This is a genomic window from Prosthecobacter sp., assembly GCF_034366625.1.
GTDB lineage: Bacteria > Verrucomicrobiota > Verrucomicrobiia > Verrucomicrobiales > Verrucomicrobiaceae > Prosthecobacter.
Window position 1 is genome coordinate 467,199 of record NZ_JAXMIH010000008.1, and the last position, 26,881, is coordinate 494,079.

A 26,881-nucleotide genomic window follows, 5' to 3' on the forward strand; every position below is an offset into this window, starting at 1 on the left:
CGCTCACGCCACCAGCGGATGCGTGCGCTTAACGAGCGGGAATTCCACACGCGCTCCCGTGATGCCGGCCTGGAAGACGCCATGAGCCATCTCGATGGCCTTCATGGCGCGTTCACCGGAGCCGAGCGGTTCGCGTTTTTCATCAATGGCGTTCAACCAATCGCGCACCACTCGGCGATGCGAGGCATCGTAGCCGGTGAGACCTTCATAAGTGGTCTCAGTGGCTGGATCGACGCCACCGGTCCAGTCCTGCCAGTTCTCAGCACGGGTAGTCGCCGCGCGATTGGGCTCCTTAAGCAACGAGATGCCTGGCGCGAATCCTGAATTGAGACGCACGATGCCGCGCGTGCCGATGATCTCCATGCCGAACGGCCCTGCGGCCTTTTCCAAGCCGACTCGACTGCGAAAGGTGACATTCACGCCTGAATCCATCGCGAAACTCGCAAAGATGTCGTCGCCAACCACGGGTCCGACTTTGTCCGACGGTGATTCCTTGGCATCGGCGATGGTCGGCACCTTGCCCTGATGCCTCATGCGCGCCTGACACCATTGCACCTCGCCACCGAACAACCTCGCGAGATCGAAGACGTGCAATCCGAGCACCATCATGTCCTGACCGCCCGCGCGAGAACCCATCTTGCCCACGGTGTGAATCTCCAACACATCACCGATGAGTCCTTCTCGCAGCGCTTTCTCCAATCGCAGCACGGCTGGTGCCATGCGAGTGACATGCGCCACCGCCACGCGACGCTGTTTTCCCTTTGCGAGTTGCACGATGTCATCCGCCTCTGCCAGCGTGATGGTGAAAGGCTTCTCCAAATAGAGATGCGCGCCGGCTTCCAGCGCCGCCATCGACATCGCATGATGTTCCGTGGCCCAGCGTGGGCCGATGGCGACGAGGTCCGGCTTTTCCTTGCCCAGCATCGCACTGTAGTCGGCATAGTCTCGCGCCGCGCCACAGGCAGCTTTTGCTTTCGCGCGACCGGCATCGTTCGGATCAGCGACGGCGACGACACTCACATTCGGCAGTCCTGCAAAGATGCGCTCAATGCCATGGCCGTAATCCCCCGCGCCGGTGTGGCCGATGATGGCCGCTTTGAGCTTCGGTGCATCAGCGGCACGCAAGGCATGTGTCGCGGCCCAAGCAGTGCTGCCGAGGAGAAATTGGCGTCGGGTGGTTGTCTTCATGGTGAAGGGGATACGCATTGGGCTCCTCTGTTCATGCCTGGAGCTTGAATGGTGAAAATCGTCCTCGGGCGGCGTTTCTTGAAACACTCATGAAAATCGCCGTGCCATTCATCCTCTGCTTCGCTCTTATCAGCCTGCCTCATGCTGTTTCAGCGCAGGGAAAAGTCTTCAAAGCAGGCGCGGCCACCAGCAACATCACACCGCCGCTGGGCATGGAGATCGTTGGGAACTTCGCGCCGCGTCCCATCGCGGCGCATGTGCATGATGAGCTGCATGTGCGCTGCCTTGTGCTTGATGATGGCACCACCAAGCTCGCCTTTGCCGTGGCGGACACGATCTCGCTCGGGCGTGATGTCTGGGACGAGGCGAAGAAAAAGGTCGAGGCAGCCACGGGCATCCCGGTGTCGAACATGATGTTCTCCGGCACGCACACGCATTCCAGCGTCTCGGCCATCACGAACAAGGATTCGTCGCTCGATTACCGCAGCTTCATCATCTCCCGCGTCGCGGATGGCGTACGCCGCGCGCTGAACAATCTGGAGCCTGCACGAATCGCGTGGGGCTCGGGCAAGGTGCCGCAGCATGTCTTCAATCGCCGCTGGCTGCTCAAAGAAGGCGTCACGAACGACAACCCATTCGGCGGCAAAGATCGCGCGGTGATGAATCCGAGCAGCCTGCTGCGCTCACGACTCGCTGGACCTGCCGGACCGAAAAATCCCGAGGTCTATTGCCTCTCAGTGCAAGCGACAGACGGACGCCAGATCGCGCTCATGGCGAACTACTGGCTGCATTACGTCGGCGGTGTGAACAAAGAGGATCTGTCGGCGGATTACTTCGGCGAGTTCTGTCGCCGCATCGAAGAAAAGGTCGGCGCACCCTGCGTCGGCATCCTGGCGAATGGTCCCTGCGGAGACGTGAACAACAACGACTACAGCGGCAAAACTCCCGCCGTGAAGCGCGAGCCGTATGAGAAGATCAAACTCGTCGCCAACGACCTCGCGCAGGAGGTGCTGCGCGTTCACCAGACGCTGAAGCATCAGGACTGGGTGCCTTTGAAAGCCGCCGCGAGCGATCTGGAACTCGCCGTGCGCCGTCCGACTCCCGAAATGATCCAGTGGGCCGAAGGCGTGCTCGCCAAACCAAAAGACGCGGAAGCCACGCACCGCCTGGAGAAGCCTTACGCCGAGCGCACACTCGCCGCACGCGATGCGAAGCCCGACACCATTCAGGCAGTCATCCAGGCCTTCCGCATCGGCGAGCTCGGCATCGCGTCCATCCCTTTCGAGGTCTTCACCGAGATCGGTCTCGAAATCAAAGCCCGCAGCCCTTTTGCAGACACCTTCACCATCGAACTCGCCAATGGCAGCAACGGTTACCTGCCCACGCCCCGGCACCACGACCTCGGCGGCTACGAAACTTGGCTCGGCACCAACCGCGTCGAACGCGAGGCCTCCGTGAAGATCACCGCGAGAGCGTTGGAGATGCTGGAGACAGTGCGGTGACTCACACGCGCCGCAGCGGCTGGGAGAAGATCATGTCCACGATGGGAATCGGTGTGCGAAGCGCGGGGTCGGTGCTGGCAAAGGCTGGGCCGCGCAGGGCTTTCTGATCGTGGAGGAGCGAGATGTCGTGGACGTTCATGCCACGTAGTTTTTCGGCGGTGAGGGGTTCGCCTTGCAGATGCGTTTCTGGATACGCAAAGGCCTCCACACGGACGAATTGAGCTACGAGTTGGCCGCTGGCGTCACGCTTCAGCGGGAACTCGGCTTCAGCGCTATCCACGATGCTGGCGATGCCTTGATCGGTAACGAAGCGAATCTGCACGTTGGGCCGTTTGGCGGGATCGTTACCAGCGACGGTGACTTGAAGTTTGTCGTCATGTGTGATGATGCGGCTGAAGCGTAAGTCGCTGCGATCATACGGTGTGACGACTTCGGCATTCTCACTCGCTGCGAGCGAGGCGACGGAGCCGAAGAAGGCTCCTTTGCGATACGCACATAGCGCGGCGGCCTCGCGCTCGGCTGGAGGTAGCGCGGAGAGCTTCGGCACGAGAAGCACGTTACGTCCGCGACCGAAGGTGTTGTGATCTTTGACGAAAAAGCCCCAGCAGCGGCGGCCGGTGCGCAGGATGTCATCCCAGAGCTGGTAGAAATGAAGGTTCGGCTCACCGCTGTGATCGTAGAAGCCGCGACTGGAGCCGAACCCAGAGGTGAGCTGGTTCCACACCTCAATGCCGAGCACGCGCGGATCGAAGTCGAGCATCGGCGCATAGTCAGCCAGCTTGCCGGTGGGATGATTCAGAGTGAGGCCGCCACCTTCGCCATGCAGCAGGCCGCCGCTGCGTTTGCCATCGATCATTTCGCCATCGAGCGCAGCGCGGAAGACATCGCGCCACGGGCGGTTGGCCCCTTGCATCAAGCGATACTGGGTGACGCTGAGCGCGGCCGTGTCGAACACGAGTTTGGTTTCAATGCTCGCTGCGGTGGTGCGCAGGTAGAGGGTGTGATTGCCCGGTGGCAGTTCCCGCTCGAGGATGGGGCCTTTGTCACTAAATCCTTCGCGGAAGCCACACTCATGAGCACCTTCGACCGTCAGCCTAGCGGTGGGTTTGCCTTCGGATGCGGAGAGCCGCACATCCAACCGATACACACCGAGCCAGGGCCGTTCGGTGTTGAAGATTTCGAGCTTTTCAAAGCGATGCACGATGGGCGAGATCGCGCATTCCTTGGCGCTGACACTGCTGCCGTAACCGGTGGCCAGCAGGCTGCCGAGCGCGTTGAAATGCAGCCCGGCATCGGGGAACGAATGATGCTCCGCGTTTGGCGCGGCGATCACGTCGGGATGCTTGGCCAGATAGTCGGCGGGCAGCGGGTAGGTGGGAGCCGAGGGGTAGTAGTTGCTGAAGGCGAGATGCCGGTAGCCCATCTCCAAAAAGCCATTACGCGAAGCATCGGTCTGCCCCTGGTGCTGATGGGACATCGAATGCAGGCATTCCCAGGTGTCCCAGTCCACCTCGGCATACGGATTGTCTAATTCGCGTCCCGTGGTGCGCGATGCTGCGCCACTGAGCGGCAGAGAAGCGGCGGCAGGCAAGCCGGCAAGGGTGACGAGCAGGTTTCTTCGTTTCATCCATGGCAGTCGGTGCCTTGATGCTCATCCTTTCAACCGATGATGAAGCCGAAGTTATCGTTAACGGCAGCAAGGCATTCTCTTGCGTCGCCGTATCGCTCTCATGCGCTTTCTCCTGCTCTTATCGTGTCTTGCTGTTCATGGCTCCATCCTCGCCGCCGACCTCCCCAAGCTCGATTTTGGCAGTGTGCGCGAGGAGCACATCATGATTCCGATGCGTGATGGCAAGCGCCTGTCGGCCTATGTGTTCTTTCCGAAGGGCAACCAGAAGTGGCCCGCGATTTTCGAGCAGCGCTACGGCGACATCTCTAGCGCTGGATCACGCAAAGCAGCCGCCAAGTTTGCCGAGGGCGGCTTCGTCATCGCGCTGGTGAACTACCGCGGTACGCATCTGAGCGAGGGCGTGTATCGCGGCTACCGCGGACTGCAATGGGGTGAGCTGCGTGATGGCTATGACGTGTGCGAGTGGCTCGCGGCGCAGCCCTGGTGTACGGGCAAAATTGGAACCTATGGCGGATCGCAGGCAGGCTACGCGCAGAACTATCTCGCGGTGACCCAGCCTCCGCATCTGGTCGCGCAATACATGACGGACACCGGTTTGAGCCTGTATCACGAAGGCTATCGCATCGGCGGTGCGACGAAGCCGCAGCGCTTCATCAAGGGCGGCGCGGTGGCACGCGACATCAAGGACAACGAAGCGATGCTGCGCGAGTGGGACCAGCACCCGGATTATGATGACTTCTGGAAGGACGAAGACGCCTCGCTGCATTTCGACAAGATGAACTACCCCTGCTTCACCATCGGCAGTTGGTTTGACTTCATGTGCCAGGGCAGTGTGGCGAGTTTCATCGGGCGTAACCAGAAAGGCGGCCCCAATTCACGCGGTCAGCAGCAGCTCATCATCGGCCCCTGGCTGCACGGCGGCTATCCGAAGTCGAACAAGATCGGCGAACTGGTGTTCCCGGAGAACGCCTTCTTCGATGTGTATCCGCACATGACGAAGTGGTTCAATCACTACCTCAAAGGCGAGGACAACGGCATCGAGAAAGACACGCCGGTGAAATACTACGTCATGGGCGCGTGCGGTGAGGCCGGTGCTCCTGGCAATGTCTGGCGCGAGGCCAAAGACTTCCCGCCTGCGAGCACGGCAGCGGATTGGTTCCTGCAACCCGATGGCAAACTGGCCCCCAGCAAGCCCTCCGCCCCAAGCGCCAGCACTTCGTATGCGAGCGATCCCACACGCCCGATGATTCTCAACGCCATTGGTTTCCCCGGAGCCAGGGATGCACGCGCGTTTGAAGAGCAGGCCGAGGTGCGCACTTGGACGAGCGATGTGCTGACCGAGCCGCTCGAAGTCACCGGCCGCATCAAAGCCGAGGTCTTCGTGTCCTCGACGGCGAAGGACACCGACTTCGTCTTGCGCGTGACGGATGTGTATCCCGATGGCCGCTCCATCCTGTTGGTCGATTACCCGCTGCGTGCCCGCTATCACGAGGGCTTCGATCATCAGAAACTGCTCGTGCCAGGCGAGTTGACGAAGCTCGCGTGGGACATCGGCTGGGTGAGCATCATCTTCAACCAAGGGCACCAAGTGCGCATCACCATCGCCAGCACCGGCGCGCCGTATTTCGAGCCCAACACACAGACCGGCAGTCCGATCACCCACTTCGTCACCGAACCCGGCATCGCCGCGATCAACACCATCTGGCATGACGCCAAACACGCCTCACGCGTGATCCTGCCGACGGTGAAGTAGTCAGGGCTTGGTGCTGCTCGAAAGGGCGGGCACAAGCTTCGGATCATACTTCGCCCCTTTCGACACCTGGATCAGCGTCATGCGCACCTTCGTCGGGAAGAACTTCTCGGGATCAGGGCGCTTGTTGGCGTGGAGGTTTTTGTCGTCCTTGAGCACGAGGTGCATCTCCTTGATGCCCTGGCTCCAGATGATGTCGTTGTTCTGCCAGAAGGTGGTCATCGAGAGGTCTTTCTCGATCACGCCCGTCTTTGAATACGCACCCGTGCCGATGCAGCCATAGCCGTGGTTCTGGCCTTTGTTCGGGATGTAGCACACGCTCCATGTCGTGGGCTGGCTGCCGGCAGGTTTGTCGAGGACTTCGAGACGCACATGCACGGAGCCATTGCGGTAATCGACGGGCGCGGTCCAATCCTTCGGGCGCTCGACGTTGAGCCGGTCGCCTTTGACGTAGTAGTGCGATTTGCTTGGCGTGCTGTTGTCGGCATCGGCCTTGGTGAAGGTGAAAGTGACATCGAAGAGAACGAATTGGTCTGCATGAACACAATTTGTGTCCAGAAGAACAAGGGCGAGAAACCAGGCGAGGCAGTGGGACCAGGAGCGACGAGTCATAAGATTGGGAAGAGCGAGAATGTACCGAGCCATGATGGCTGGACGAATGGATGAATCAACGCCGTCCGTGATTGAAATCCACGGGCTTGCGGATCGTTTTTGCACCTTGGTTGGCTTCGATATGCGCATTCGTGCAGCTTGGATCGACGACGATGCTCACCGGTTTGGTTTGAAATGTGTTGCCGGTGAATTGCAGGTCGTGGCCGTTCGGGGCGAAGGTGACGGCTTCGTCGGGCGCGGAGTTGCCGAGGATGAAGATGTTGTCGCGGACGATGACGGGACCGTAGGTGGCTCCAGGTTCGTAGATCGTGAAGTAGAGTTCCGGAAACTGCCCGGGCTGCGCGGTGCGGTAGGCGATGCGGCCGCGGCGCATGTCGGCTTCGTTCTTGGTCGTGTTGTTGATGAAGACATTGCCGGTCATGATGAAATTGACCGGCTGGTTGATCCACGCACCGCGTCCGCCGTTGCGGAAGGTGTTGCCGGTCATGGTGACATCGGTGCAGCTCTTCTCGACGCTCACCACACGGCTGCCGTTCGTGCCATCGACGAGATTGCCGGTGATCGTGGCGTTCTGGCAGAACTCGGCCAGGAAGAACGCGCCCATGCGGCTGCCGAGGATGTGGTTGTTCGCGAAGACGATGTTTTGGCAGCGTTGAATGTGCATCGTGTCTCCAATAGCACTGAGCTGGCAGCCAGTGACGCGCACATCGCGTGCCGCCACTATGTCAAAGGCTCCTTTGCCCGGCCCGCTGCCGGTGGGCGCATACGCCGACAGGTAGGTGGCAGAAATATTGTGTGCGAGCGTCGCTTCCGCGCCGCTGCTGCCTTCAAATCGAATCGGTGCGCCCTGCGGCTGATTGGCGATCTTGATGAACTCGGGCGTGGCCTCAACGACGAAGTATTGGCGGCCACGGACGATGTTTTTAGGCAAATTCGTGCCAAGAAACGTCAGCGCTTCCTTCGGCTCGTCGCTCTGGCTCACGGCGATGGGTTTGACGGTGTTGTCGAGCTTCACGCGGTCATCGCCGTCTTGCATCGCTACCTCTCGCATCAAATCGGTGCGGAAATACTTTCTCGCCCGCTCCACCTCCCATGGCTCGTAGGCCTCTGGGAAGGTCATGATCTGCCAGAGGTAGCCGTAGTCCCACATGAACTTGCCGCTGCGTAGCAACGTGCAGCTTTCCACTGCCACACGCTCCGCATACGTGATCACCTCGCTCTCGCTTTTCTTCCCCGCCTGCCCATGCACACCAATCACTGCCCCGGCAATGCCGCTCGACTTCACATCGCGAAACAGGATGTCATGCGTGCCGCCGGGTTTTGTCGTCGTGATCTCGATGCCCTTCGTGTTCGCATTCGGCTCCCAGGTGTTTTCTTGCTGTGCCGGATCAAACACCTGCCCGATGAACTCCCCACCATGCCACGCGAAGTGCGTGATGTTTTCGCCCGCGAACAACACGGCCCGCGCTTTGTCCGGCAGCGCCTTTGGCAGAATGAACCGTGCCCCATGCGCAAAGACGGTCATGTTTGAGGCCAGCGGCAGCGGCTTGACGCCCTCAAGTTGGTAATCGCCCGCCGGAATCGTCACCGTGCCGCCTTTGGCCAGCAAATCGGCAATTTTGGTCGAATCATCGGCGAAGCCAGCATTCGAGATGAGAAGAAGGGGAAGCAAACCGGAGAAAATCTTCATGCGGCAGTGTAACGAATGCCACACCCTGATATCCACGACAAATAGTGTGCGAAATGCGCCACAGTTCTCAACCCAAGACACATGGTTTGCTGGTGGAGTTGCATTTCAAAACAGTGCAGGCAATGGCGAGCGCACCAAGGCGACAACCAGAGCAGCTCGTTGAAGCAAGTTTCGCAAACCCAAGCTCTTCTTCTTTTTGTGCGGAGGTTGCTTCCAACGGCCTTCAATGTTTCTCTCGCAACGGTTCAACTTGGCGGCCAGTCATTGAGGGCGATGGTCAGTGGGAGGAAGGAATCGTCGATGTTTAACCACTTCAAAAGCGGCATCACGGCACCAAATCCAGTGTCAGGTTGGATGCCATCTTGGGGGATGTTGATCACGTGGATTTGCTGGCCATCGCCCGCATGACGTCATCAACCATTGATGATCAAAGTGCCGATGGCCGGACTCGAACCGGCAAGGGAGTTGCCTCCCAGCAGATTTTAAGTCTGCTGTGTTTACCATTTCACCACATCGGCATGGGGGAAGATCGCCGCGAGTGTAGCGGAACGATGAGCCACCTCAATAGCTGAAAATCTCGCCGTGATGGAAGAACCGCTCGATTTCGAGAGCGGCGGCCTCAGGGGAGTCGGAGGCGTGGACGACGTTGGTCATCTTGTCCGTGCCGAAATCGCCGCGGATGGTGCCTGCCGGCGCTGCTTTGGAGTCGGTGGGGCCGAGGAGGTCGCGCACATGGGCGATCACGTTTTCGCCACCAAGGACGATGGCGATCACCGGCTTGCTTTTCATGAATTCGGCGACGGTGGGAAAGAACGGACGGTCGGCGATGTGGGCGTAGTGCTCCTTGAGCAGCGCGTCGGTGAGCTGGATCATCTTGCAGCCACGGATGCGGAAGCCTTCGTCTTCGAAACGCTTGAGGACTTCGCCATTGATGCCGCGTTCGACGCAGTCGGGTTTGAGCAGGATGAGGGTGGTTTCTTGGGCCATGGGGACTTTGGGGGAAAGGGCGCGCACACTGCCGTCCGCCCCTGCATCCGTCAAGGCTGGGAATCTTTTGCCAGATGGAAACGCGGCGCTAGGCTCCGCCGCGCATGCCCGCCCGCTCGTTCGCCTTCTTCGACCTCGACCACACCCTGCTGCCCTTCGACACGCAGGCGTTGTTCTGCAATTTCGTGCTCCGACGCGAGCCGTGGCGTGTTTTTCTGCACGGGCTGTTCGTTCCCGTGGCCCTGGCACGCGCCTGCGGCCTCGCCAGCACCGCCACAGCCAAACGTGCCTTCTTGAGCTACCTGCGCGGCATGCCGCGCGACCGGTTGGCGAAGTACGCGCATGAGTTTGCCGAGGTCTGCGTGCCGAAATGGGCCTACCCCGATCTCCGGGCGGAAATCCTCCGCCACAAGCACCAGCACCGCGTTTTGGTGCTGAACACCGCCAGCCCGGACTTTTACGCTCACGAGATCGCCCATGCCCTCGGCTTCGATTACTGCGTCGCCACGCAGTTTGAGATAGGCGCGAAATTTCCCGGCATGCCCCGGCTCGTCACTGGCAACAACAAGCACGAGGCCAAGATCGTCGCGATGGAGGAAGGAGTGCCCGGCGTTGCCGAGCTGACCGAAAAGGAGCGCTCCACCTGCTGGAGCTACTCCGACAGCGCCGCCGACCTCCCGTTGCTCGAATACGCCGGCTTCGCCGTGCTCATCCACCCGTCGAAAAGCCTCGCGGAGATCGGCCGACTCCGCGATTGGGCCATTCTGCATCCCGCACGGCCGTATCGCACGAAGTTCGGCGACATGTTCCGCGTCGTGCTGCAAATGTTCGGTCTGCATCCCGAGTGATCTGCGCCCTTGCTCATGCCGCAGACGGATTTATGATCGCGCACGTTTCGTGAGGCACCCGTAGCTCAGTGGATAGAGCAGCCGATTTCTAATCGGCTGGTCGCAGGTTCGATCCCTGCCGGGTGCGCCATCTAAAGTGGATCAAGCGGCCTTTGCGCAGGGTTTGATCCGCTCCAGCACGGGGCGCATCTCAGCCTCGGTCACCTGGCGGTCATAGCTGGTTTGCAGATTGAGCCAGACTTCCGCAGGCCACTGGAAATAACGGGAAAGCCGCAGGGCAGTGTCGGCGGTGATGGCACGTCTGCCCTTCACGATCTCATTGATGCGGCGGGGCGGAACACCAATGTCATTCGCAAGGCGGTATTCGGACAGGCCAAGAGGCACGAGGAAATCCTCGCGGAGCACTTCACCGGGATGGATGGGGGCGTGTTTCTTCATGGCGTCTGGTGGTCAATGGTAGTCCACGATTTCAACATCGTGCGGCCCGTCCGACTCCCAGTGGAAGCAGACACGCCACTGATCGTTGATGCGGATGGAGTGCTGTCCTTTGCGGTCGCCCTTGAGGGCTTCCAGCCGGTTGCCAGGCGGAACGCGAAGTTGGAGCAGCTCCGTGACGGCATGAAGCTGGGCGAGTTTCCGCAGAGCAGTGCGCTGGATGTCCGGCGGAAAAGCACGGACTTTCTCCAGCCGGAACAGCCGGGCGGTATCGTCGCAGGCAAAGGAACGGATCATGCATCGTGGTGCTCCCATGTTAACGGGAGGCGTTAAGGGTGGCAAGTGTGAAGTAGCCTTTGTGCTCATGAGCCACATGACGCACAGCCAAGACTCAAAGTCAGGGTTCTGACCTGCTTTAGTTGGCTAGCTATCCACGGAAGTTTTCACCACGATGTCTGGAATGCTGCCCCTTAACATTTCAAGAAGGAGTCGTTTGAGTTGTGGACGATGTTTGGATGGCGCTTTTGAGCCGTTGAAGGCGCCTTTGGTTGTTTCCTCCCAAACCGATGGCTGTCCTTCGAAGATGCAGGGATCAATGACCGTTTTCCAAAATAAATCGAAATGAAGCAGAAGTGATCTCCACTTTAGGGAAAAGGCATCCTTCGGACTCTTTTGACAGTCAGAGATCAAGTTCGGGACAGACTGGTAAAATGCACGAAGATTGCGGACAACGTCCGCGTCGTAAAGCGAGCGGTGGACGTCGTTAAAATCGACGGATCGAAGACCGCAGACATCTTCAAGAACATCATGCGAACATGTTTGGTAAAGTGGCCACACTCTGTAGAAGAGTAGCCAATAAAGAAAATCGCGTTTACGATCTCCAGGTTTGCGACGGCCGGTTTTGTGCTGCCTGTCCCAACGAAGCCTGAACGCACCACCCTTCATGACATAAAGGTTGTCAAAAGTGGGCTGCACTGATTTCGCGGCATCAGCAGGCCACGTTCGCAGAACCAGAGCTGCAACATCTGCCAGCACGACCTGTGCAAATTGAGCCACTCCATCATCAGGATGAAAATATGCCACTTGTTTCAAGTCCATGAGGACATGCTCCATCTCGCTCAAACCGATCTTAATATCTCTGCTGGTGATATCATGAACTGACTTTGATTCTTTGAGATGCCCCTCGCAATCTGGGACTCGCATGGCGTGGCTCATAAGCAACATCCGGCACTTGGGTGATGAGTATGAGTTTAAGAAACTTCCATCCACAGCGCCTCCGACTACTTTTCCCAGTTCGGGCTTCCAAGTACCATGGGCCGTCTCGGATTGTTCCAGTTGAGTTGGTGCCACACTTGTTTTCATAGGACAGCGGCCCGCAAGAGGGCTTTAGGCAGTCAGGCGCAAAAAGTGCTCCCGGTGGGATTCGAACCCGCAACCAAGGGATTATGAGTTCTCCCCTTGCCTGATTTTACCTGATGAGGCATGATAGCGTCTGAGAGCGCCAATCCTTGATAAATCAAGGCTTCCAGCGTCATTCACGTTATCAAGGATCATCAAACCACCGCCTGCCATGAACGCAAAAAGTGTCCAAGAAGTGTCCAAGCAGGCTGTGCTTGGACACTCCGCAGAGAAGGCCGCCAGAGGCCACGGATTCGGCAAAACGGATTCCCGCTACTGGCGCACACGGCTTTTCCGCAGTGCTTACATGCGTGGAGACGAGCGCCGGGAGGTGGCGGATTGGTGCATGAAGCTGGCGCATGCTGGACGGCGGGAAACGCTCAATCTGCGCACGCCGAATCAGGCGGCAGCGGCACAGAAAGCGGCGGACATCTACCGCCAGCTTGTAGGCGAGGGATGGGATGCGGTGCTGCTGCAATGGAAGCCCAAGGCCGTGCTGACTCCAAAGGCGGCGAGCGTGGGCGAGTTCGTGGAAGCCGTGCGGGCGGTGTCGGCAGCGCGGCCTTTGACCGTGTGGGAGTATTCCAAGTGCTTGCGGCGTCTCGCGGCGGATGTGGCGGGCCTGCCTCGTGATGACGCGGCGAAATGGGATGGCCGTTCAGGCGGTGCGGACAAGTGGCGCGAGAAAGTGGACGCTCTGCCGCTGTCCATCCTCACGCCGGAGAGCATTCAAGGCTGGCGGCTGGCGCGGCTCAAAGATGCGGGCGGAAATCCGGCCATGCAGCGGGCCACGAAAACCACGATCAACAGCACGCTGAGGAAAGCCAAGTCTCTGTTTTCGTCCAAGGTGCTCAAGTTCCTGAACGGTGCGCTGGTGCTGCCGCCGAATCCCTTTGCCGGTGTCGAGTTCTTTGAGCGGGCTTCGATGCGCTATGAATCGAAAATCGACACGCCCGCATTGATCGAAGCAGCACGCACCGAGCTTGGCGGCGTGCCTGCGAACGTGGAAGCGTGGAAAGCCTTCGTGCTGCTGATGTTCGCGGGCCTGCGGAAGAATGAGGCAGACAAGCTGCGATGGGATTCGGTGGACTTCGCGGCGGGACTGCTGCGCATCGAAGATCATGAGCACTTCCAAGCAAAGTGCGAGGCCAGCAAGGGCAGCATTGAACTGGACGCGGAGGTTGTGGCGATGCTTCGCGGCTGGCGTGCGCTGGATGGGGATGGCGTCTTTGTGCTGCGTTCAGCCGTGGCACCGCTGGCGAACGTGCTGCATTACCACTACCGCGCCAAGCGCACCTTTGACGCGCTGGCGGCTTGGTTGAAGGCCAAGGGCATCACGGCCAAGAAGGCGTTGCACGAGCTGCGGAAGGAGGCCGGTTCAATGGTGGCGGACAAGCACGGCATCTTTGCCGCCTCGCGCTTTCTCCGCCATGCGGACATCGGCATAACGAGTGCGCACTATCTGGACAAGAAACAGCGCGTCACAGTCGGGCTTGGCGGGCTTCTCTCCGCGCCTGTGACTGTCTCCAACGTGACAGCCTTTCCCGTGCCTGTGAAGCAGGCCAAGCCAGCGAACACCAAACGCAAAAGAGCATGATGCAATCAAGAGCAGCACGCATGCCTTCGGTGAAATTGCCGATGCTTGGGCATTTCCAAATCGCGAAGGTGTCAGAATGCCCACCTGTCGCAGTGCCGGACAAACCGGCGAGCTACGCGGCTTATTGGCGAGATGTGATAGCGCCAAGCCCCTTCATCCATGCCGACAAAGAGCACGTTGTTGTTGTGGCGCTGGACATAAAGCTAAACGCGAAAGGATGGCATCTCGTTTCGATGGGTGACTTGAACGGGGCATACTGCGGGCCGCGTGAGGTGATGCGGCCCTTGATCATTTGTGCCGCCTACTCGTTCATCCTGATGCACAATCATCCTTCTGGCTGTGTCACGCCAAGCGACACTGACCGCCGCCTCACTCGCCGCGTGAGAGAGGCAGGCGAGACGATGGGCGTTGAGTTGATGGATCACATCATTGTTGGCGATGGCACCGGGGAATATTTCTCTTTCAGGGAGCACGGATTGATTGGCGGTGCTGTCACTGTGTCAGTGAAGTTGAAGCATCGAATCTCCAACAAAGAAAAGGTGAAGGGATGACGCCATGAAAGCCAAGCCGCCAACGCCAAAGAAGCCGGATAGGAAAAAGCGGGCCGGTGAAAATCCATTCTTCCGCTATCAAAAATTCTGGCTTCCCGGTGATGCCACGAATTTTCCGAAACCGCAGTCTTTGGATGACCTGATGAAGCAGGTGATTGAAACGGATTTCATGATGCTCAAATCGACGCGAGAGAGGATGGATAAAATCAGAGGTGCATGGGTTGCCTCTGCAATAGAGCACTTGGCGCAATGGCTCTTTCTAAGCGCCATGAATGGCGATGAAGTGAGTCAGCGCTATTTCTTCGACAGCACGCGATTTCTCACGCTGCGTTTTGTGGACATGCTGAGAGCAAAGTTTCCCGCAGTGAAGCGCAAAGCATGGGCATCACCGGACATGCCCGGCTTGATTTCCTTGATGCCGGAATGCCATGCCGAAATGATAAGGCTGTGTGTGGAGAATGAGCAGGGGCGTTATCATCCGTTGCTGATGAAGGGTGGACAGGGAAACCGGAAAATGCGGGCGAGTTCGCCGCAAAACATGATGGTGCAAAAGCTCTGGGGCTGGATGGATGTCCGCCGCCGTCAATGGAGCGAGTGGACGTTTCTACAAGATGAAGAGCACGGATGGATTCACCCGCTGGAATTGGAGATCATCCGCCTGCCTGCCTTCACATCTGATACAGTGGAAAAGTGGATGTGCATTTCGTGGAAGGTTTTAGAGGATGCAGCGGGCGGAGACTTGAACAACCACCCGGCATTCAAACCCGGCGGGGAGTATTCCGAATTTCTGAACGCTGGTGGCAAAAGTCCAAAAGAGAAACTGCGCAAGGCTTGGCGCGAGTGGGCAAAGCTCCTGCTGCCAGAGGGAAAAATGCCGGAAGTCAAGGCGTGAACCCCACCTTTTGAGGCTCCGAAATCGTGGCCTTGTCCCCTTACAGCGCGGACGCGTTTGGGGGATGCATCAAGCGTCATGAAAGACGCTCAAACATCACCGCCCCCTATCGCATCCAAACCACGCGGCTTGTCCTACCGGCAAGCCGCTGAACGCCTCTCCATCTCTGCCGTCACATTGCGACGCTGGCGAGCTGATGGACGTTTCAAAGTGCGCGTGTATTCGCCAACGCTCGTGAGGATTCCAATCGAGGAAATCGAGAGGCTTGAGGCGGAGGCACTTGTTTAACCGGATGCCGCATCATGAACACGAATCCTGATGGTGAACTGCCTTTGAATCTGCCGCGTGATGAGGGCCGCGCTCTTTCCTCGCTTGAGCGGGCGCGTTTGAATTTCGCCGGCGACGGAAGCAAGGAAATCAAAGCCTGCGAGGCTGTGAGTGATGACGACGCACGCGGCCTGCTGATTGAGTTCTTTTGCGATGCACGCCCGAACAACTGGCAAAAGCTGGTGCTGATGGTGTCCCTGATGCGCTGGAAGATTCAGCAAAAAGACAAGCGGCCCATTGGTGGGGACATCATCACGAACGCGGCCAAGTTCCATTTTCCTGAGTGCGAGGGGAACAATGATTTCAGACTGCTGTATCCTCGCGCCCTTGCCATCGTCTGCCCTGAGTTGGTGAAAGCGGAACTGCTGCGGATGGAAGATGATTCCAAAGCCAACGTGCTCTTTGACTGTGGCTGGCAGGCTCCTGATTCGGTGGACTGGCTGGCAATCGAGGCATGGAAACCGGGGGAGGCGCGGCCATGAGCGCGGGCGTTTCCATCGCGGAGATCATGCAGGACAAAGACGCGCTGGCGTCTGCCTGTCTGGAGCTGGCGGAGCATCTGGAGACAGCGGTGGGGCGCTTTGATGAGCCTGCCCTCAAAGAGCACGGAACAGGCTTTCTGCGCTTGCTGCCGCTGATGTGCGTCTTTCCCTCGCCAGCATGGATGAAGGCGTTTGCTGCTATCCTGCGGAGGAAAGCGCGGCGTCTGGATGCGCTGCCTGGCTCCGAAGAAGAACTGGCGCGGGTGATGGGTGGAAATGCGGCCGATTTTGCCGCCTTTGACCGTGTGCTTTTCGGGGAGGATGCCGGGCATGATTGATCTGGCCTTGCGGCAGCGCATCGCGGAGAGCCTGCTTGGCGGTGCGCTGGATGCGGACGGTTACGCGCCGTGTCCCGGCAAGGCGAAGCACTCGAATCGAGATGGCCGCCGTGATTTCAAAGTCTGGCTTGATGGCGCACCGTCGGGCAAGTGCGTGCATGATTCCTGCGCTGCGGAGGTGGACGCCTTCAATGCTGATTTGCGGCGGCGCATTGGCGCGGCAGAGAGCGGGGGGAACGGCTGTCCGCATCCTTCACCTTTGGGAGCCGTGGCACCGCTGCCAGTGCCGCCACGCGGGCCAAAGCGCCCGCCGTATGATCCGGCGGCATTGCAGCGCGTGGCGTCTCTGTGCGGGCGGGCGGTGTCGTGTGACTGGCTGGCGGAGCGTTCACCCGTTCCCGTGCCGCCTGCGCATGAGCAGGGCATTGCCACGGCGGGAACCTTCATGGATGCGCTGTATGATGCCGGTGAACGTGTGCTGGTGTTCACCTCGCAGCTATCGCAGGGGGATTTCGTTTGGCATGCGGGGGCTGGTGGCTTGCGTCTGGCGCGTGAGCGTGGCGTTGAGCCGGTGGCGTCTGCCTTGCCGGATGGAGCTGCGGAGGGCGTTTGGTTCCTCACGAATCCCGTGTGCGGAGAGTGGCGCATCAATGCACACGTTCACACGGCGAACGGTTTGCCACGATGGGGCCGGAGGCATGGCGAGTGCGTGGCGAGCTGGCGCTACCTGCTGCTTGAATCAGACTCCGCACCGGATGCGCTGTGGCTTCGCGCCTTGCTCGTGTTGCCGCTGCCCATCGCGGCCATCTACACAAGCGGCGGGCGTTCGCTGCATGCGCTCGTGAGATTGGATGCAGGCGGAAAGCTGGAATGGGATGCGCGGCGGGATGAACTGCTGCCGCTGCTGTGCTCACTGGGAGCTGATGGCGCGGCCATGAGCGCCGTTCGCCTCTCCCGCCTCCCTGGCTGTCTGCGACACGGCAAACGCGCCAAGGATGGCAGTCTGCAACGCTACGAGCGGCCTGCGCTGCAACGCCTCATCTACCTCAACCCGCGCCCGCCGATTGACGCGGCCATACTCGATTTCATCAAGTGAACGCACCTCCCAAAAAGCCCGCCAAGAAAAAGCCGGAACTGCCACCATCGGACAGAATGCGCGTGATTCATGAAGTGGCGGGCGTGCCTGCCAGTGATGACCGCACCGCGCCGAAAGTGGACATCACCTTGCCGCTGTCAGAGCTGGCGCGGCACATTGGCGGCCTGCTGCATGACAAGCCGTTGTTCCTGATGAACGGGCGGCTGGTGCTGGTGGATGAAGCCACGGGCGAGATCGAGGAAATGGACGCGGTGACGTTTCGCTCATGGCTGGAAGAATACGCCGTTGTCGGAAAACCGAATGATGGCGAGTTCAAGGCCATGAGCATGAGCCGGGACACGGCGCAAGGCATCCTCGCCAATCGTGTCTTTCACAAGCAACTGCGGAAGCTGAACGGGGTAAACAAGGTGCGTCTGCCAGTGTGGGCGAATGATGAGCAAACCAAGGTGGAACTGCTGCCGCCTGGCTATCACGAGCGGAGCGGCATCTTGACCGTTGATCTGCTGCCTTACGATACCGGCATGGATGGCGGCGCGGCGCGTTCGTGGCTCCTGCAAATGCACGATGAATGCGCATGGGCGGAAGAAGGCGAGCTGAGTTTGAAGCGGAGCTTTTGCGCGCATCTGGCCTGCATGCTGACTGGCTACTGTCTGGAGATGTTCCCGCCTGAGATGGAGCGCATGGGCTTCTTTTACACCGGCAATCAGCGCGGCATTGGCAAGAGCACGCTGGCGCAATGTGCGCTCGCTCCCGTATTCGGAATGGTGGACGGCAAAGGCTACAAGCGAAACGAGGAAGCCTTTGAGAAGGTGCTGGACACCGCCGCGCATGAGGGCGGGCGCTACTTGTTCCTTGATAACGTGGATGGGAAACTGTTCTCCGGCCATCTGGCGCGGTTCATCACGCTGCCACGTTACAGCTATCGAGTGCTTGGCGGGAACAAGAGCGGCAGCGCGGAGAACCGGCGCGTTGTGGTGATGACCGGCAATGGAGCGCGGGCCATCGGTGACTTGGAAAGCCGCCTGCTGTGCGTTGATCTTTACCTTTCGATGGAAGCTCTTGGCCGCAAATACAAGCGGCCCATGACGTTGAAGAAGCTGAACGCGCCCGAGTCACGCAAGCAGTTCCTCGCGGCCCTGTGGTCACTCGTGAACTGGTGGAGTGAGCTGAACGAGTGCGCCCGCCTGCCTGCCACGCAAACGCGCTGCCCTGAGTGGGAAGCGATCATCGGCGGCATCCTGCTATGCAGCCACTTTGGCAATCCCTTCGCCAAGCCGCTGATGGGGATGGACGATCAAGGCGAGGCATGGCGTTCGTTCTTCGTGAAGCTGGCGGCAGACGTGGAATCAGGCCAGACGAAAACCTTTGAAGTGAGCGAGTGTATCGACGTGGCACGAGAGAACGATCTGCTTGATGACATGCTGCCAGAAGCGAAGGACGCGAACCGTGCCTTTGGTCATTATGTGAAGCGGAAGCATCTTCGCGGCTGGCAATTCACGGATGAGCACAGCCGCCGCTGTGAGTTCAAGAAGGCACCGGATAGCAGCAAGTGCTCTCGCTACTCTGTGACGGTGTTTGCAATCGAGGCTTGAGCTGTGCGCGTGTCGTGGCGTCTCCCCGCGCCCCTGATGAATAAAGAATGGCGCATCACAGCAGGCAGGCACGCCACGGCTGGCAGGCTACCCCACCCCTCCCCCGGTAAGGAATCTTTTACCCTCTGGCCCATGCCCATGCGGGTATATCGTCCCTCACCCGTTTTTCACGAGACCCCCAAAAAAAACTTTTGGCACTTTTGCCCCGCAAACGTCCCCACTTTTGCCCTTTGAGACACTGCCGGGAAAGTTCCGTCCCTTCGTGAGATCGAAGCCGGGCAAAACTTCCCTTTGTGACACTCGCTTGCACCGCTGGCTTTGCCAGCTTCGCCACGCATTGCCACTCTGGAAGCCTTGTATTTGCTTGGTTTGTGGCAAAGTGGTGATGAGGATGGCTATCTGAGAACTATTGAAGGGGAACCCGTTCAGGCAGGCTGTAACAGCGGCGTGGGCGGGGAACCAAGGGGTTGATTCGCCACAATGCCACAATCCTTGATTCTAGGCGGGCTGGCGCGTGGCAATGTCGTTTCTGGCGTGGCGTTCCGGCCCGATCTGCGCAGCGCCCCGCAGTGGCAGGAAAGCCGGGCTGCGGTGAAAAAGTGTCCAAGAAGTGTCCAAGCACACTTTTTTATGTGCGTGCTGAACTGTGCGTAACTCATTGAATTGCAATGAGTGCTCCCGGTGGGACTCGAACCCGCAACCAAGGGATTATGAGTCCCCTGCTCTAACCGTTGAGCTACAGGAGCGTGCGCACGGAGTGCGCGGAGTATGCACGCAGCATGAAGAGCGGCAACTGGTGATCTTGCCACTTCACGCGCCCCGCTCCGCCTCGATGTCGAAGAGGAAGTCGAAGTCCTCCTTCTGCAGGAGTTGGGTGAAGCCGCCTTCGCCTAGGACGTTGTTGACCATGAGGTTCTTTTTGTGCTGCAGGGTCATGATCTTCTCCTCGATGGTGCTACGGGTGAGCATGCGGTAGGCCATGACGGGCTGGGTCTGGCCGATGCGGTGGGCGCGGTCGATGGCCTGGTTCTCGACGGCGGGGTTCCACCATGGATCGTAGAGGATGACATACGAGGCGGCGGTGAGATTGAGGCCGCTGCCGCCGGCTTTGAGGGAAAGCAGGAACACGCTGGCGTTTTCATCCTCTTGGAAGCCGCGGACAATGCCGGCACGATCCACACTGGCACCGGTGAGCCAGTGGTAGGGCAGCTTCATCTCATCGAGCTTCGTGCGGATGATTTTGAGCATCGAAACGAACTGGCTGAAGAGCAGCACCTTGTGACCTTCAGCGTTGAGTTCCTGGATGAGTTCGAGCGTGGCGGTGAGCTTCGCGCTTTCCTCGTTTTCGGCGGTTTTGTCGATGAGGCCGGGATGGCAGCAGATCTGCCGCAGGCGCGTCAGTGCTTGAAGGATGGCAAAGCGGCGGCGGTTCACCATGTCGAAGCCTGAACTGCTGAGCACGAGGTGTTGGGCGCGGGCGAGTTCCTCTTTGTAGAGCTCAGCCTGACGACCGCTCATTTCGCAGAGCATGTTTTCCTCGCTGCGTGAGGGCAGGTCGCGGGCCACCTGGCCCTTCGTGCGGCGCAGCAGGAACGGCCGCAGGCGCGCGGCGAGGCGCTCGGAGGCTCGAGGGTCTTTGCGGCGGTCGAAATGGCGGTGGAAGTAGCCGCGTTCGCCCAGCGCACCGGGCGTGGCGAAGGTCATGAGGCTCCACAGGTCGAGCAGACGGTTTTCCAGCGGTGTGCCGGTCAAAACGAGGCGGTTGTCGGCACGGAGCAGGCGTGCGGCCTTCGCGGCCTTGGAGTCGGGATTTTTAATCTGCTGGCCTTCATCGAGAATCGCCGCGAGCCAGCGGATGGCACCGAGTTCCTCGATGGCGTTGCGCATCTGTGCGTAGTTGATCACCAGCACGTCAATCTGCGTCTGCACCAGGTTGAGATCGAACATGTCGCGGTCATGCAGCACGAGCACGCGCAGGTCAGGGGAGCCTTTTTTGAACTCCAGCGCCCAGACGTCCAGCACGGACTTCGGGCACACGACGAGCACGGGCAGATGCGGACTGTCGGGTTTTTTGCGTGAGCGCAGCCACAGCACCCACGCGATGCTCTGCAAGGTCTTGCCCAGGCCCATGTCGTCGGCCAGGATGCCGCCGAAACGGTTCGTGGTGAGGTAGGTCAGGAAGTGGTAACCCTCGACCTGATAGGGCCGTAGCGTGACCTGCAACTCTTCGGGCACCGGGGGGCGCATATCGAGCTTTGCCTCTTCCATGCGTTCGACGATTTTGCCCCAGGCTTTCGGATTGACGATTTCAGCCGCATTTTCCTGCGCGAGCTGACGCCAGTGCAGGCGGTGTGTTTCGTCGCTGTGCTCGTCGAGGTCGATGCCGAGGCGGTCGAGCAACTGCTGCTGCTCCTCGCTGAGCTCGAGCTTCACGCGACGCCAGGAACCATCGGCGAGGCGCACGAAATCGCCCTTCGCGGCGATGAGACGGCGGATGTCGGCGGGCTTCAAATCCGCGCCTTCGATGTCGAACACGAGTTTCAGGTCCAGCCAGTCGATGCTGCCAGCCTGCGTGGCCTCCAGCCGCACGCGGGCGATGAGCGGATCGGCGAGAATGGTCTGAAGCTGTTCGTCGGCGTTCAGGCTGACGTTGCCTGGCAATTGTGCGGCCCATTGATGAAAAACCTCGGGAAAATCCTTCGCCATGCGCACACGCCAGCCGTCGCTTTCACCATCCCAGGTGCGGCGGAGCTGGTTCATCAGTGCCTCGGTGTCACGCAGCGCTCGGCGGTCGCGGCAGATGATGGCATCGCTGGTGTCAGTCGTTTTTTTTTCATCCACCGGCTGCCAGCCGGAGATGCGCAGGGTCTCGCGTACGCGGCCTTCACCATCGACCGCCTCGGCCTTGAAGGTGACAAATTCAGCTCCGCTGGAGTGCGGCACCTTCGCAATGCAGGCGGCGGTGATTTTGACGCGCAGATCCTCATGCTGCACACGGCCTTGGATCGAATCCGGCACCGCGATCACGATCTCGCGCATGAAGGCGATGCCTTCCGGAGTGGCGAGCGCCTCCAGCGGCAGCGTGATGCCGGCGTCGATGCGCGATTCATCGTGGAGCCAGACGGGACCGTGAAACAGCGTGTCCGAGCTCAGATACCAGGTCTTCACACCGCGCAAAATGCGCAGTGGTAGCGGAGCGGGAGTGCCATCCGCCGTTTCGAGCTGTAAAGCGAGCGTGAGGCCGTCCTTGCCGAGCTTCGAGGCCCAGCGCAGCGGTTCCGCCACCTGTTGAAACGGCGCTTCATCCAAGGTGACGAGGCGGTCGTTCAGTGCCGGCTGCTGAAACAGCGTGGCAAGCCATTGGGCGTGATGTTTCGATTCCAGGCGGAACGTGTCGTTCCAGTCCTCTTCGCTCTGCGCAAAGCAGGAGACGAGCAGCAGTTCCGCTGGTCCTGAGGTGACGATGCGTCCGTCACGATGCTCATGGCGCAGTGTGTCGAGCAGTGCTGCATCCACATTCGTGAATGGCGAGGGCGTTTCTCCTCCAAGGCGGATTTGCAGGCGCACATCATTCACGGTGACGAGCAGGCGGAAATCGCAGTCGCGTGACGGCTGGGGCTTGGAACGGTCAGCCTCATGCCGGGCGTCGATGAAGTCGCGGATGCGCTTGCGCCAGGTCGGCACGGTGCTGGCGTGACGCCATTCGCGCAGCGCTTCGCGCGTGCCGTCGATGTCGGCCATGCCGCGCAGGAAGACGGGCGGAGCGAGACCTTTGTCCGCCAGGGCGAGCGCGATGTAGTTCCAGAACTCGTTTAGGTTTTTAGGCGCTTCCGGCCAGAGGGCGGCAGGTTCGAGGCTCTGAATTGCCCATTTCGGATGCAGACGCACGAGATCCTGATCGAAAATTTTCCCCGTCAGCCGCACGCGCTCGTAGCGTTTCTCCAGCTTGCTGAGGTAGTTCTCCTCGTCGGGTGTGAGCTGGCGGCCGAGCTTGGTGGCCAGGTTCTGCTCGAAGTCCTCCTCCTCCACCGGAGTCTGCGGCAGCGTGCCGCGTGCCTCGCGGCGGCGGATTGCCACGAGGGTGGCACACAGGGCGAGGTTTTCCAGGGCCTCGTCGTCATCCACGTCCGTCTCGCCATGCCAGCCGTGCTCACCGCGCAGCCAGCGCACCTGGGCGGCACGGTCATCAAGGCGCACTTCCGCCATCATTTCATCGGGCAGCAGTTCCAGTCCGATCACGGCATCATCGTCCACGAGGCGTTCCGCCTCCTGACGTGTGCGTTCATCGAACGGGCGGAGAAGAACGGGGAGATCGGAAATGAGGCTGGTCATGCGCGGGGTTGAGTCGCGCGCCGGTCAGCGGCGGGCGAACCGGAGCGGTAGCACGGACTGCGGGCTTTGACAAAGGCGCTGAGGGATTATTTCGGCGGCAAAGGCGTCTGCAGGTTGCCGGACGTTCAAAATTCGTCCAAAACAAGCCACATGCTCGCCCCCGTCCTCACTCCCGAAGGCATCCTCACCACTGAGGGTGAGGCGCAGAGCGCGGTGGAGAGAAAAATCGCCGCAGCAGGACCGCCAGGCGCGGTATTTTGCCTCTTGAGCACCGAATTACTCACGACGGAGCTGGATCTGCCATGGCGCTGGCTGCGGGAGTTTGCGCAGCAGTTTTTCACACGGCTGTGCCAGACGAAGGACTCGCTGACAACGATGGTGCCGTCGGTTGCAGAGCGTGAGGACTTCATCGCATCAGCCCCGCCATTTGCAGGTGCGGAATACCTGACGCCGGAAGTTCTGGAGCGTTGGTGGCTCGATTTGGCCAATCACATCGCCCAAGTCGCCACGAATGGCGTGGAGGCTTGGCTGAAAGAGGAATGCCCGGCCTGGCATGTCGTCGGACGCGTGACGTTTCATCTCGCGGAGAACAAAACCGACACGCAACGACCTTTCGCCTTCCTCGCCACCTTCACCGAGAAGCTCAGCGCCAGCGGCCAGCCGCAGCATCTGCCACTGGCGCGTGCCTTGCAGCTCTATACCGGGCAGAAGGACCAAACCGCGTTGAATGCGCTGCTGGAGCCCGTGCGCATCGCAGCGGAGAAATCGAAGCTGTTGCGTGAGTGGCTGGAGACGCGGCGCTTGTTTCAACCGATGGCCATGTCGCCGCAGGAGGCCTTTCGTGTGTTGCGGGAGACGGCGGTGTTTCAGGAAAGCGGCATCGTCATGAAGCTGCCAGACTGGTGGCGCAGTGGCAAAGGCCCGCGGCCTGCGGTGTCGGTGACGATTGACGCGCCGAAGAAAACCTCGTTGCATGCCGGGACGCTGCTGAGCTTCAAAATGGCCGCCAGCCTCGAAGGCGAGCCGCTGACCGAAGCTGAATGGGAAAAACTGCTCAGCGCCGACACCGGCCTCGTGTCACTGCGCGGCAAATGGATCGAAGTCGATGGCGCGCAATTGCAGCAGGTCATGGATCATTGGAAAAAAGTCCAGAACGCGACGGGCGAAGGCGGCATTGGCTTTCTCGACGGCATGCGGCTCCTCGCGGGCTTCGATCCACGTCAACTGGCGGTGGAAGAGGAAAGCACCGAGATGGTGCATGACTGGAGCGACATCGTCGCGGGCAAGAACCTCGCGCAACTGCTCGATCAGATGCGTGATCCATCTGAAGCGGCTCCGCCGCCGAATCTGTGTGCCACGCTGCGTCCGTATCAGCTCAAAGGTTTCGCGTGGCTGCAATTCATGACACGCCTCGGTCTCGGTGCCTGCCTTGCCGATGACATGGGTTTGGGGAAGACGATCCAGGTGATCGCGCTGCTGCTGGCGAGGAAGGTAGGGCGCTTCGTCCCCGAAGCGCCGTCGGAGTCCGAGCGGGCTTCGAGTTTGCCGGGGAACATGCGCGCATCCTCCGGCCTCACGCGGCGGCTGGAGGACCAGCCGCCCCACCCGGCGCTGCTTGTGGTGCCCGCCTCCCTCGTTGGAAACTGGAAGGCCGAGGTCGCGAAGTTCGCGCCCGATTTGAAGCTCTTCATCGCGCATCCATCCCAAACCTCACGCGAGCAGCTCGATCTCGCGGTGAAGCACACCACCGAGGCCTTGCGCGGCTTCGATGCGATGCTCACGACCTATCAATTCCTCCAACGCACCGAAGCGTGGCAGTCGCATCCATGGAGCGTCGTCATTCTCGATGAAGCGCAGGCCATCAAAAATCCCGGCAGCGCCAGCACGAAGGCCGTGAAGCGCCTGCAAGCCACCACCCGCATCGCCTTGACGGGCACGCCCGTCGAAAACCGCCCCGGCGATCTCTGGAGCCTGTTCGACTTCCTCAATCCAGGCTTGCTCGGTGGTTCAGGTGCCTTTGCCGATGCCGTGAAGCGCTGCGCGAAAAGCAGCGAAGGTTTCGCACCGCTGCGGCGGCTCGTGAAGCCGTACATTCTGCGCCGGATGAAGACGGACAAAAGCATCATCACCGATCTGCCCGACAAGATCGAAACGAAGGCCTTCTGCGGCCTCACCAAGCGCCAGGCGACGATTTACGCCAAGCTCGTCGATCAACTCGCGAAGATGCTCGCCGACAAAGACATGGAGCCGATCAAGCGCCAGGGCCTCGTGCTCGGCTTCCTGCTCAAGTTCAAACAGATCTGCAATCACCCCAGCCATTGGAACGGCGATGGCGCGTGGCACCCTGAGGACAGCGGCAAATTCACCCGCCTCGCGGAGATTTGCAGCGAACTCGCCGAACGCCGCGAACGCGCGCTCATCTTCACGCAGTTTGCGGAAACCTGCGATCCGCTCGCCCGCTTCCTCGCCACCGTGTTTGGCCGCGAAGGTCTCATCCTGCATGGCGGCACCAGCGTGAAGAAGCGCCCCGAGCTTGTCGAGTCCTTCCAGCAGCCCGGCGGCCCGCCCTTCATGGTCATCAGCGTCAAAGCCGGCGGCACCGGCCTCAACCTCACTGCCGCCAGCCACGTCATCCACTTCGACCGCTGGTGGAACCCCGCCGTCGAAAACCAGGCCACCGACCGCGCCTTCCGCATCGGCCAAAAGAAAAACGTCTTCGTCCACAAATTCGTCTGCCAGGGCACCATTGAGGAGCGCATTGATGCGTTGATCGAGGAGAAGATGCGTCTGGCGAATGATCTGATCAGCGATGACGGCAGCGCGGAGTCTCTGCTGACCAATATGAGCGCCGATGAACTGATCAGCTTCGTTTCGCTGGATGTGAACGCGGTCATCGTGTAAACCGCCGCTCATGTCCTGGGACTACGAAGAGGCGCAGGAGCGCAAAGACCGGCTGGAGCAAGAAATCGCGAAGCGGGTGAAGCGTGGCGAGCGCTTGGAGGCGCTGGCGGTGCCGTCGGGGTCGAAGAAGCTGTGCGCGACGTTCTGGGGGCAGGCGTGGTGCCGTAATCTGGAATCGTATCAGGTTTATGAGTCGCGCTTGCCGCGTGGGCGGAGTTATTTGCGTCAGGGCAAGGTGTACAATCTGGAGATCGAGCCAGGCAAGGTGTGTGCCGAGGTGGCGGGGGCGGAGCTGTATGAGACGAGCGTGATCATTCAGCCGCTGGATGCTGAGTGCTGGCAGGAGATTGTGCGCAAAGCCGCCGGGCAGGTGGGCTCGATGCTGGACCTGCTGGCCGGGAAGCTCGGTGATGGCCTGATGAAGATGCTCACCGATCGAGAGGACGGTTTATTCCCGAAACCGAAGGAGATTCGCTTCAACTGCTCATGCCCCGACTTTGCCGATATGTGCAAGCATGTGTCCGCCGTGCTCTATGGCGTGGGCGTGTTGTTGGACACGAAGCCGGAACTATTGTTTACCTTGCGCGGGGTGGATCAAGCGGACCTGCTCTCGAATGCGAGCAACGCCACGATCACCGATTTGTCCGCCAATGCGGGTGATCTGGCTGGAGCTGATCTGTCGGCTTTGTTTGGCATCAATCTGGCTGCGGTGGAGCAGCCTGCGGAAAAATGA

General features: G+C 60.0%; 21 protein-coding genes and 3 tRNA genes. 13 read left to right on the forward strand and 11 right to left on the reverse strand.

The window, feature by feature from the left end; genetic code table 11:
- Positions 1–3: 3 nt before the first annotated feature.
- Positions 4–1,188 carry a Gfo/Idh/MocA family oxidoreductase gene (locus U1A53_RS10355; protein WP_322280650.1) on the reverse strand — a complete coding sequence of 395 codons (1,185 nt, stop codon included), beginning with the start codon at positions 1,186–1,188 and terminating at the stop codon, positions 4–6.
- An 89-nt stretch (positions 1,189–1,277) separates the two neighbouring features.
- On the opposite strand from U1A53_RS10355, the gene U1A53_RS10360 reads away from it, so the two are divergent.
- Entirely contained in the window at positions 1,278–2,690 is a 1,413-nt protein-coding gene (locus tag U1A53_RS10360; protein WP_322280653.1) for a hypothetical protein, read from the forward strand.
- A 1-nt stretch (position 2,691) separates the two neighbouring features.
- Here the strand turns inward: U1A53_RS10360 and U1A53_RS10365 are convergent, their stop codons facing one another.
- Positions 2,692–4,317 (reverse strand): hypothetical protein, encoded by a 1,626-nt coding sequence (locus U1A53_RS10365; RefSeq protein ID WP_322280654.1) that lies wholly within the window; start codon positions 4,315–4,317, stop codon positions 2,692–2,694.
- 103 nt (positions 4,318–4,420) lie between these two features.
- Here U1A53_RS10365 and U1A53_RS10370 point away from each other — a divergent pair, with 103 nt between their 5' ends.
- The gene (locus tag U1A53_RS10370; RefSeq protein WP_322280656.1) at positions 4,421–6,073 is read left to right on the forward strand and encodes a CocE/NonD family hydrolase; all 1,653 of its coding nucleotides are present in this window, start codon (positions 4,421–4,423) and stop codon (positions 6,071–6,073) included.
- Here U1A53_RS10370 and U1A53_RS10375 read toward each other — a convergent pair whose 3' ends face one another.
- The 4 genes from U1A53_RS10375 to ndk form a co-directional block, all read right to left on the reverse strand.
- Positions 6,074–6,682, reverse strand: coding sequence for a hypothetical protein (locus tag U1A53_RS10375; RefSeq protein WP_322280658.1), 609 nt, complete (start codon positions 6,680–6,682; stop codon positions 6,074–6,076). It abuts the gene before it with no gap.
- A 55-nt stretch (positions 6,683–6,737) separates the two neighbouring features.
- Positions 6,738–8,372, reverse strand: a complete 1,635-nt coding sequence (locus U1A53_RS10380) for a right-handed parallel beta-helix repeat-containing protein (protein WP_322280659.1) — start codon at positions 8,370–8,372, stop codon at positions 6,738–6,740.
- Positions 8,373–8,805: 433 nt separating this feature from the next.
- A tRNA-Leu gene (locus tag U1A53_RS10385) sits at positions 8,806–8,890 on the reverse strand.
- 43 nt (positions 8,891–8,933) lie between these two features.
- Positions 8,934–9,359 (reverse strand): nucleoside-diphosphate kinase, encoded by a 426-nt coding sequence (gene ndk, locus U1A53_RS10390; RefSeq protein WP_322280660.1) that lies wholly within the window; start codon positions 9,357–9,359, stop codon positions 8,934–8,936.
- A gap of 104 nt (positions 9,360–9,463) precedes the next feature.
- Between ndk and U1A53_RS10395 the strand changes: the two genes are divergently transcribed.
- Together U1A53_RS10395 and U1A53_RS10400 are read left to right on the forward strand one after the other, a co-directional pair.
- Positions 9,464–10,207, forward strand: coding sequence for an HAD family hydrolase (locus U1A53_RS10395; protein ID WP_322280661.1), 744 nt, complete (start codon positions 9,464–9,466; stop codon positions 10,205–10,207).
- A 54-nt stretch (positions 10,208–10,261) separates the two neighbouring features.
- Positions 10,262–10,337, forward strand: a tRNA-Arg gene (locus U1A53_RS10400).
- Positions 10,338–10,348: 11 nt separating this feature from the next.
- On the opposite strand, the gene U1A53_RS10405 is transcribed toward U1A53_RS10400, so the two are convergent.
- The 3 genes from U1A53_RS10405 to U1A53_RS10415 all read right to left on the reverse strand — a co-directional run bounded on the left by U1A53_RS10405 (position 10,349) and on the right by U1A53_RS10415 (position 12,004).
- Positions 10,349–10,645, reverse strand: a complete 297-nt coding sequence (locus U1A53_RS10405; RefSeq protein ID WP_322280663.1) for a HigA family addiction module antitoxin — start codon at positions 10,643–10,645, stop codon at positions 10,349–10,351.
- A gap of 12 nt (positions 10,646–10,657) precedes the next feature.
- Positions 10,658–10,939 (reverse strand): type II toxin-antitoxin system RelE/ParE family toxin, encoded by a 282-nt coding sequence (locus U1A53_RS10410; protein ID WP_322280664.1) that lies wholly within the window; start codon positions 10,937–10,939, stop codon positions 10,658–10,660.
- A gap of 126 nt (positions 10,940–11,065) precedes the next feature.
- Positions 11,066–12,004, reverse strand: a complete 939-nt coding sequence (locus tag U1A53_RS10415) for a hypothetical protein (RefSeq protein ID WP_322280665.1) — start codon at positions 12,002–12,004, stop codon at positions 11,066–11,068.
- Between the two features lie 208 nt (positions 12,005–12,212).
- Here U1A53_RS10415 and U1A53_RS10420 point away from each other — a divergent pair, with 208 nt between their 5' ends.
- The 7 genes from U1A53_RS10420 to U1A53_RS10450 all read left to right on the forward strand — a co-directional run bounded on the left by U1A53_RS10420 (position 12,213) and on the right by U1A53_RS10450 (position 18,915).
- The gene (locus tag U1A53_RS10420; protein WP_322280666.1) at positions 12,213–13,637 is read left to right on the forward strand and encodes a tyrosine-type recombinase/integrase; all 1,425 of its coding nucleotides are present in this window, start codon (positions 12,213–12,215) and stop codon (positions 13,635–13,637) included.
- Positions 13,638–13,657: 20 nt separating this feature from the next.
- Positions 13,658–14,188 carry a JAB domain-containing protein gene (locus U1A53_RS10425; protein WP_322280668.1) on the forward strand — a complete coding sequence of 177 codons (531 nt, stop codon included), beginning with the start codon at positions 13,658–13,660 and terminating at the stop codon, positions 14,186–14,188.
- Positions 14,189–14,192: 4 nt separating this feature from the next.
- On the forward strand, positions 14,193–15,080 hold the full coding sequence (locus U1A53_RS10430) for a hypothetical protein (RefSeq protein WP_322280670.1): 888 nt from the start codon (positions 14,193–14,195) through the stop codon (positions 15,078–15,080).
- Positions 15,081–15,382: 302 nt separating this feature from the next.
- Positions 15,383–15,889 (forward strand): hypothetical protein, encoded by a 507-nt coding sequence (locus tag U1A53_RS10435; RefSeq protein ID WP_322280671.1) that lies wholly within the window; start codon positions 15,383–15,385, stop codon positions 15,887–15,889.
- Complete coding sequence (locus U1A53_RS10440; protein ID WP_322280673.1) at positions 15,862–16,227, forward strand: hypothetical protein; 366 nt, start codon at positions 15,862–15,864, stop codon at positions 16,225–16,227. Before U1A53_RS10435 ends, U1A53_RS10440 begins: the two co-directional genes overlap by 28 nt.
- Positions 16,220–17,323 (forward strand): hypothetical protein, encoded by a 1,104-nt coding sequence (locus U1A53_RS10445; protein WP_322280675.1) that lies wholly within the window; start codon positions 16,220–16,222, stop codon positions 17,321–17,323. The genes U1A53_RS10440 and U1A53_RS10445 overlap by 8 nt, the downstream gene beginning before the upstream one ends.
- Positions 17,320–18,915: a hypothetical protein gene (locus U1A53_RS10450; protein ID WP_322280677.1), complete on the forward strand. Its 1,596-nt coding sequence runs from the start codon at positions 17,320–17,322 to the stop codon at positions 18,913–18,915. The genes U1A53_RS10445 and U1A53_RS10450 overlap by 4 nt, the downstream gene beginning before the upstream one ends.
- Before the next feature lie 673 nt (positions 18,916–19,588).
- On the opposite strand, the gene U1A53_RS10455 is transcribed toward U1A53_RS10450, so the two are convergent.
- Positions 19,589–19,661 (reverse strand) — tRNA-Ile (locus tag U1A53_RS10455).
- A gap of 64 nt (positions 19,662–19,725) precedes the next feature.
- Positions 19,726–23,247: a DEAD/DEAH box helicase gene (locus U1A53_RS10460; protein ID WP_322280678.1), complete on the reverse strand. Its 3,522-nt coding sequence runs from the start codon at positions 23,245–23,247 to the stop codon at positions 19,726–19,728.
- A gap of 150 nt (positions 23,248–23,397) precedes the next feature.
- Here U1A53_RS10460 and U1A53_RS10465 point away from each other — a divergent pair, with 150 nt between their 5' ends.
- Together U1A53_RS10465 and U1A53_RS10470 are read left to right on the forward strand one after the other, a co-directional pair.
- Entirely contained in the window at positions 23,398–26,148 is a 2,751-nt protein-coding gene (locus tag U1A53_RS10465; protein WP_322280680.1) for a DEAD/DEAH box helicase, read from the forward strand.
- A 10-nt stretch (positions 26,149–26,158) separates the two neighbouring features.
- Positions 26,159–26,881: an SWIM zinc finger family protein gene (locus U1A53_RS10470; protein ID WP_322280681.1), complete on the forward strand. Its 723-nt coding sequence runs from the start codon at positions 26,159–26,161 to the stop codon at positions 26,879–26,881.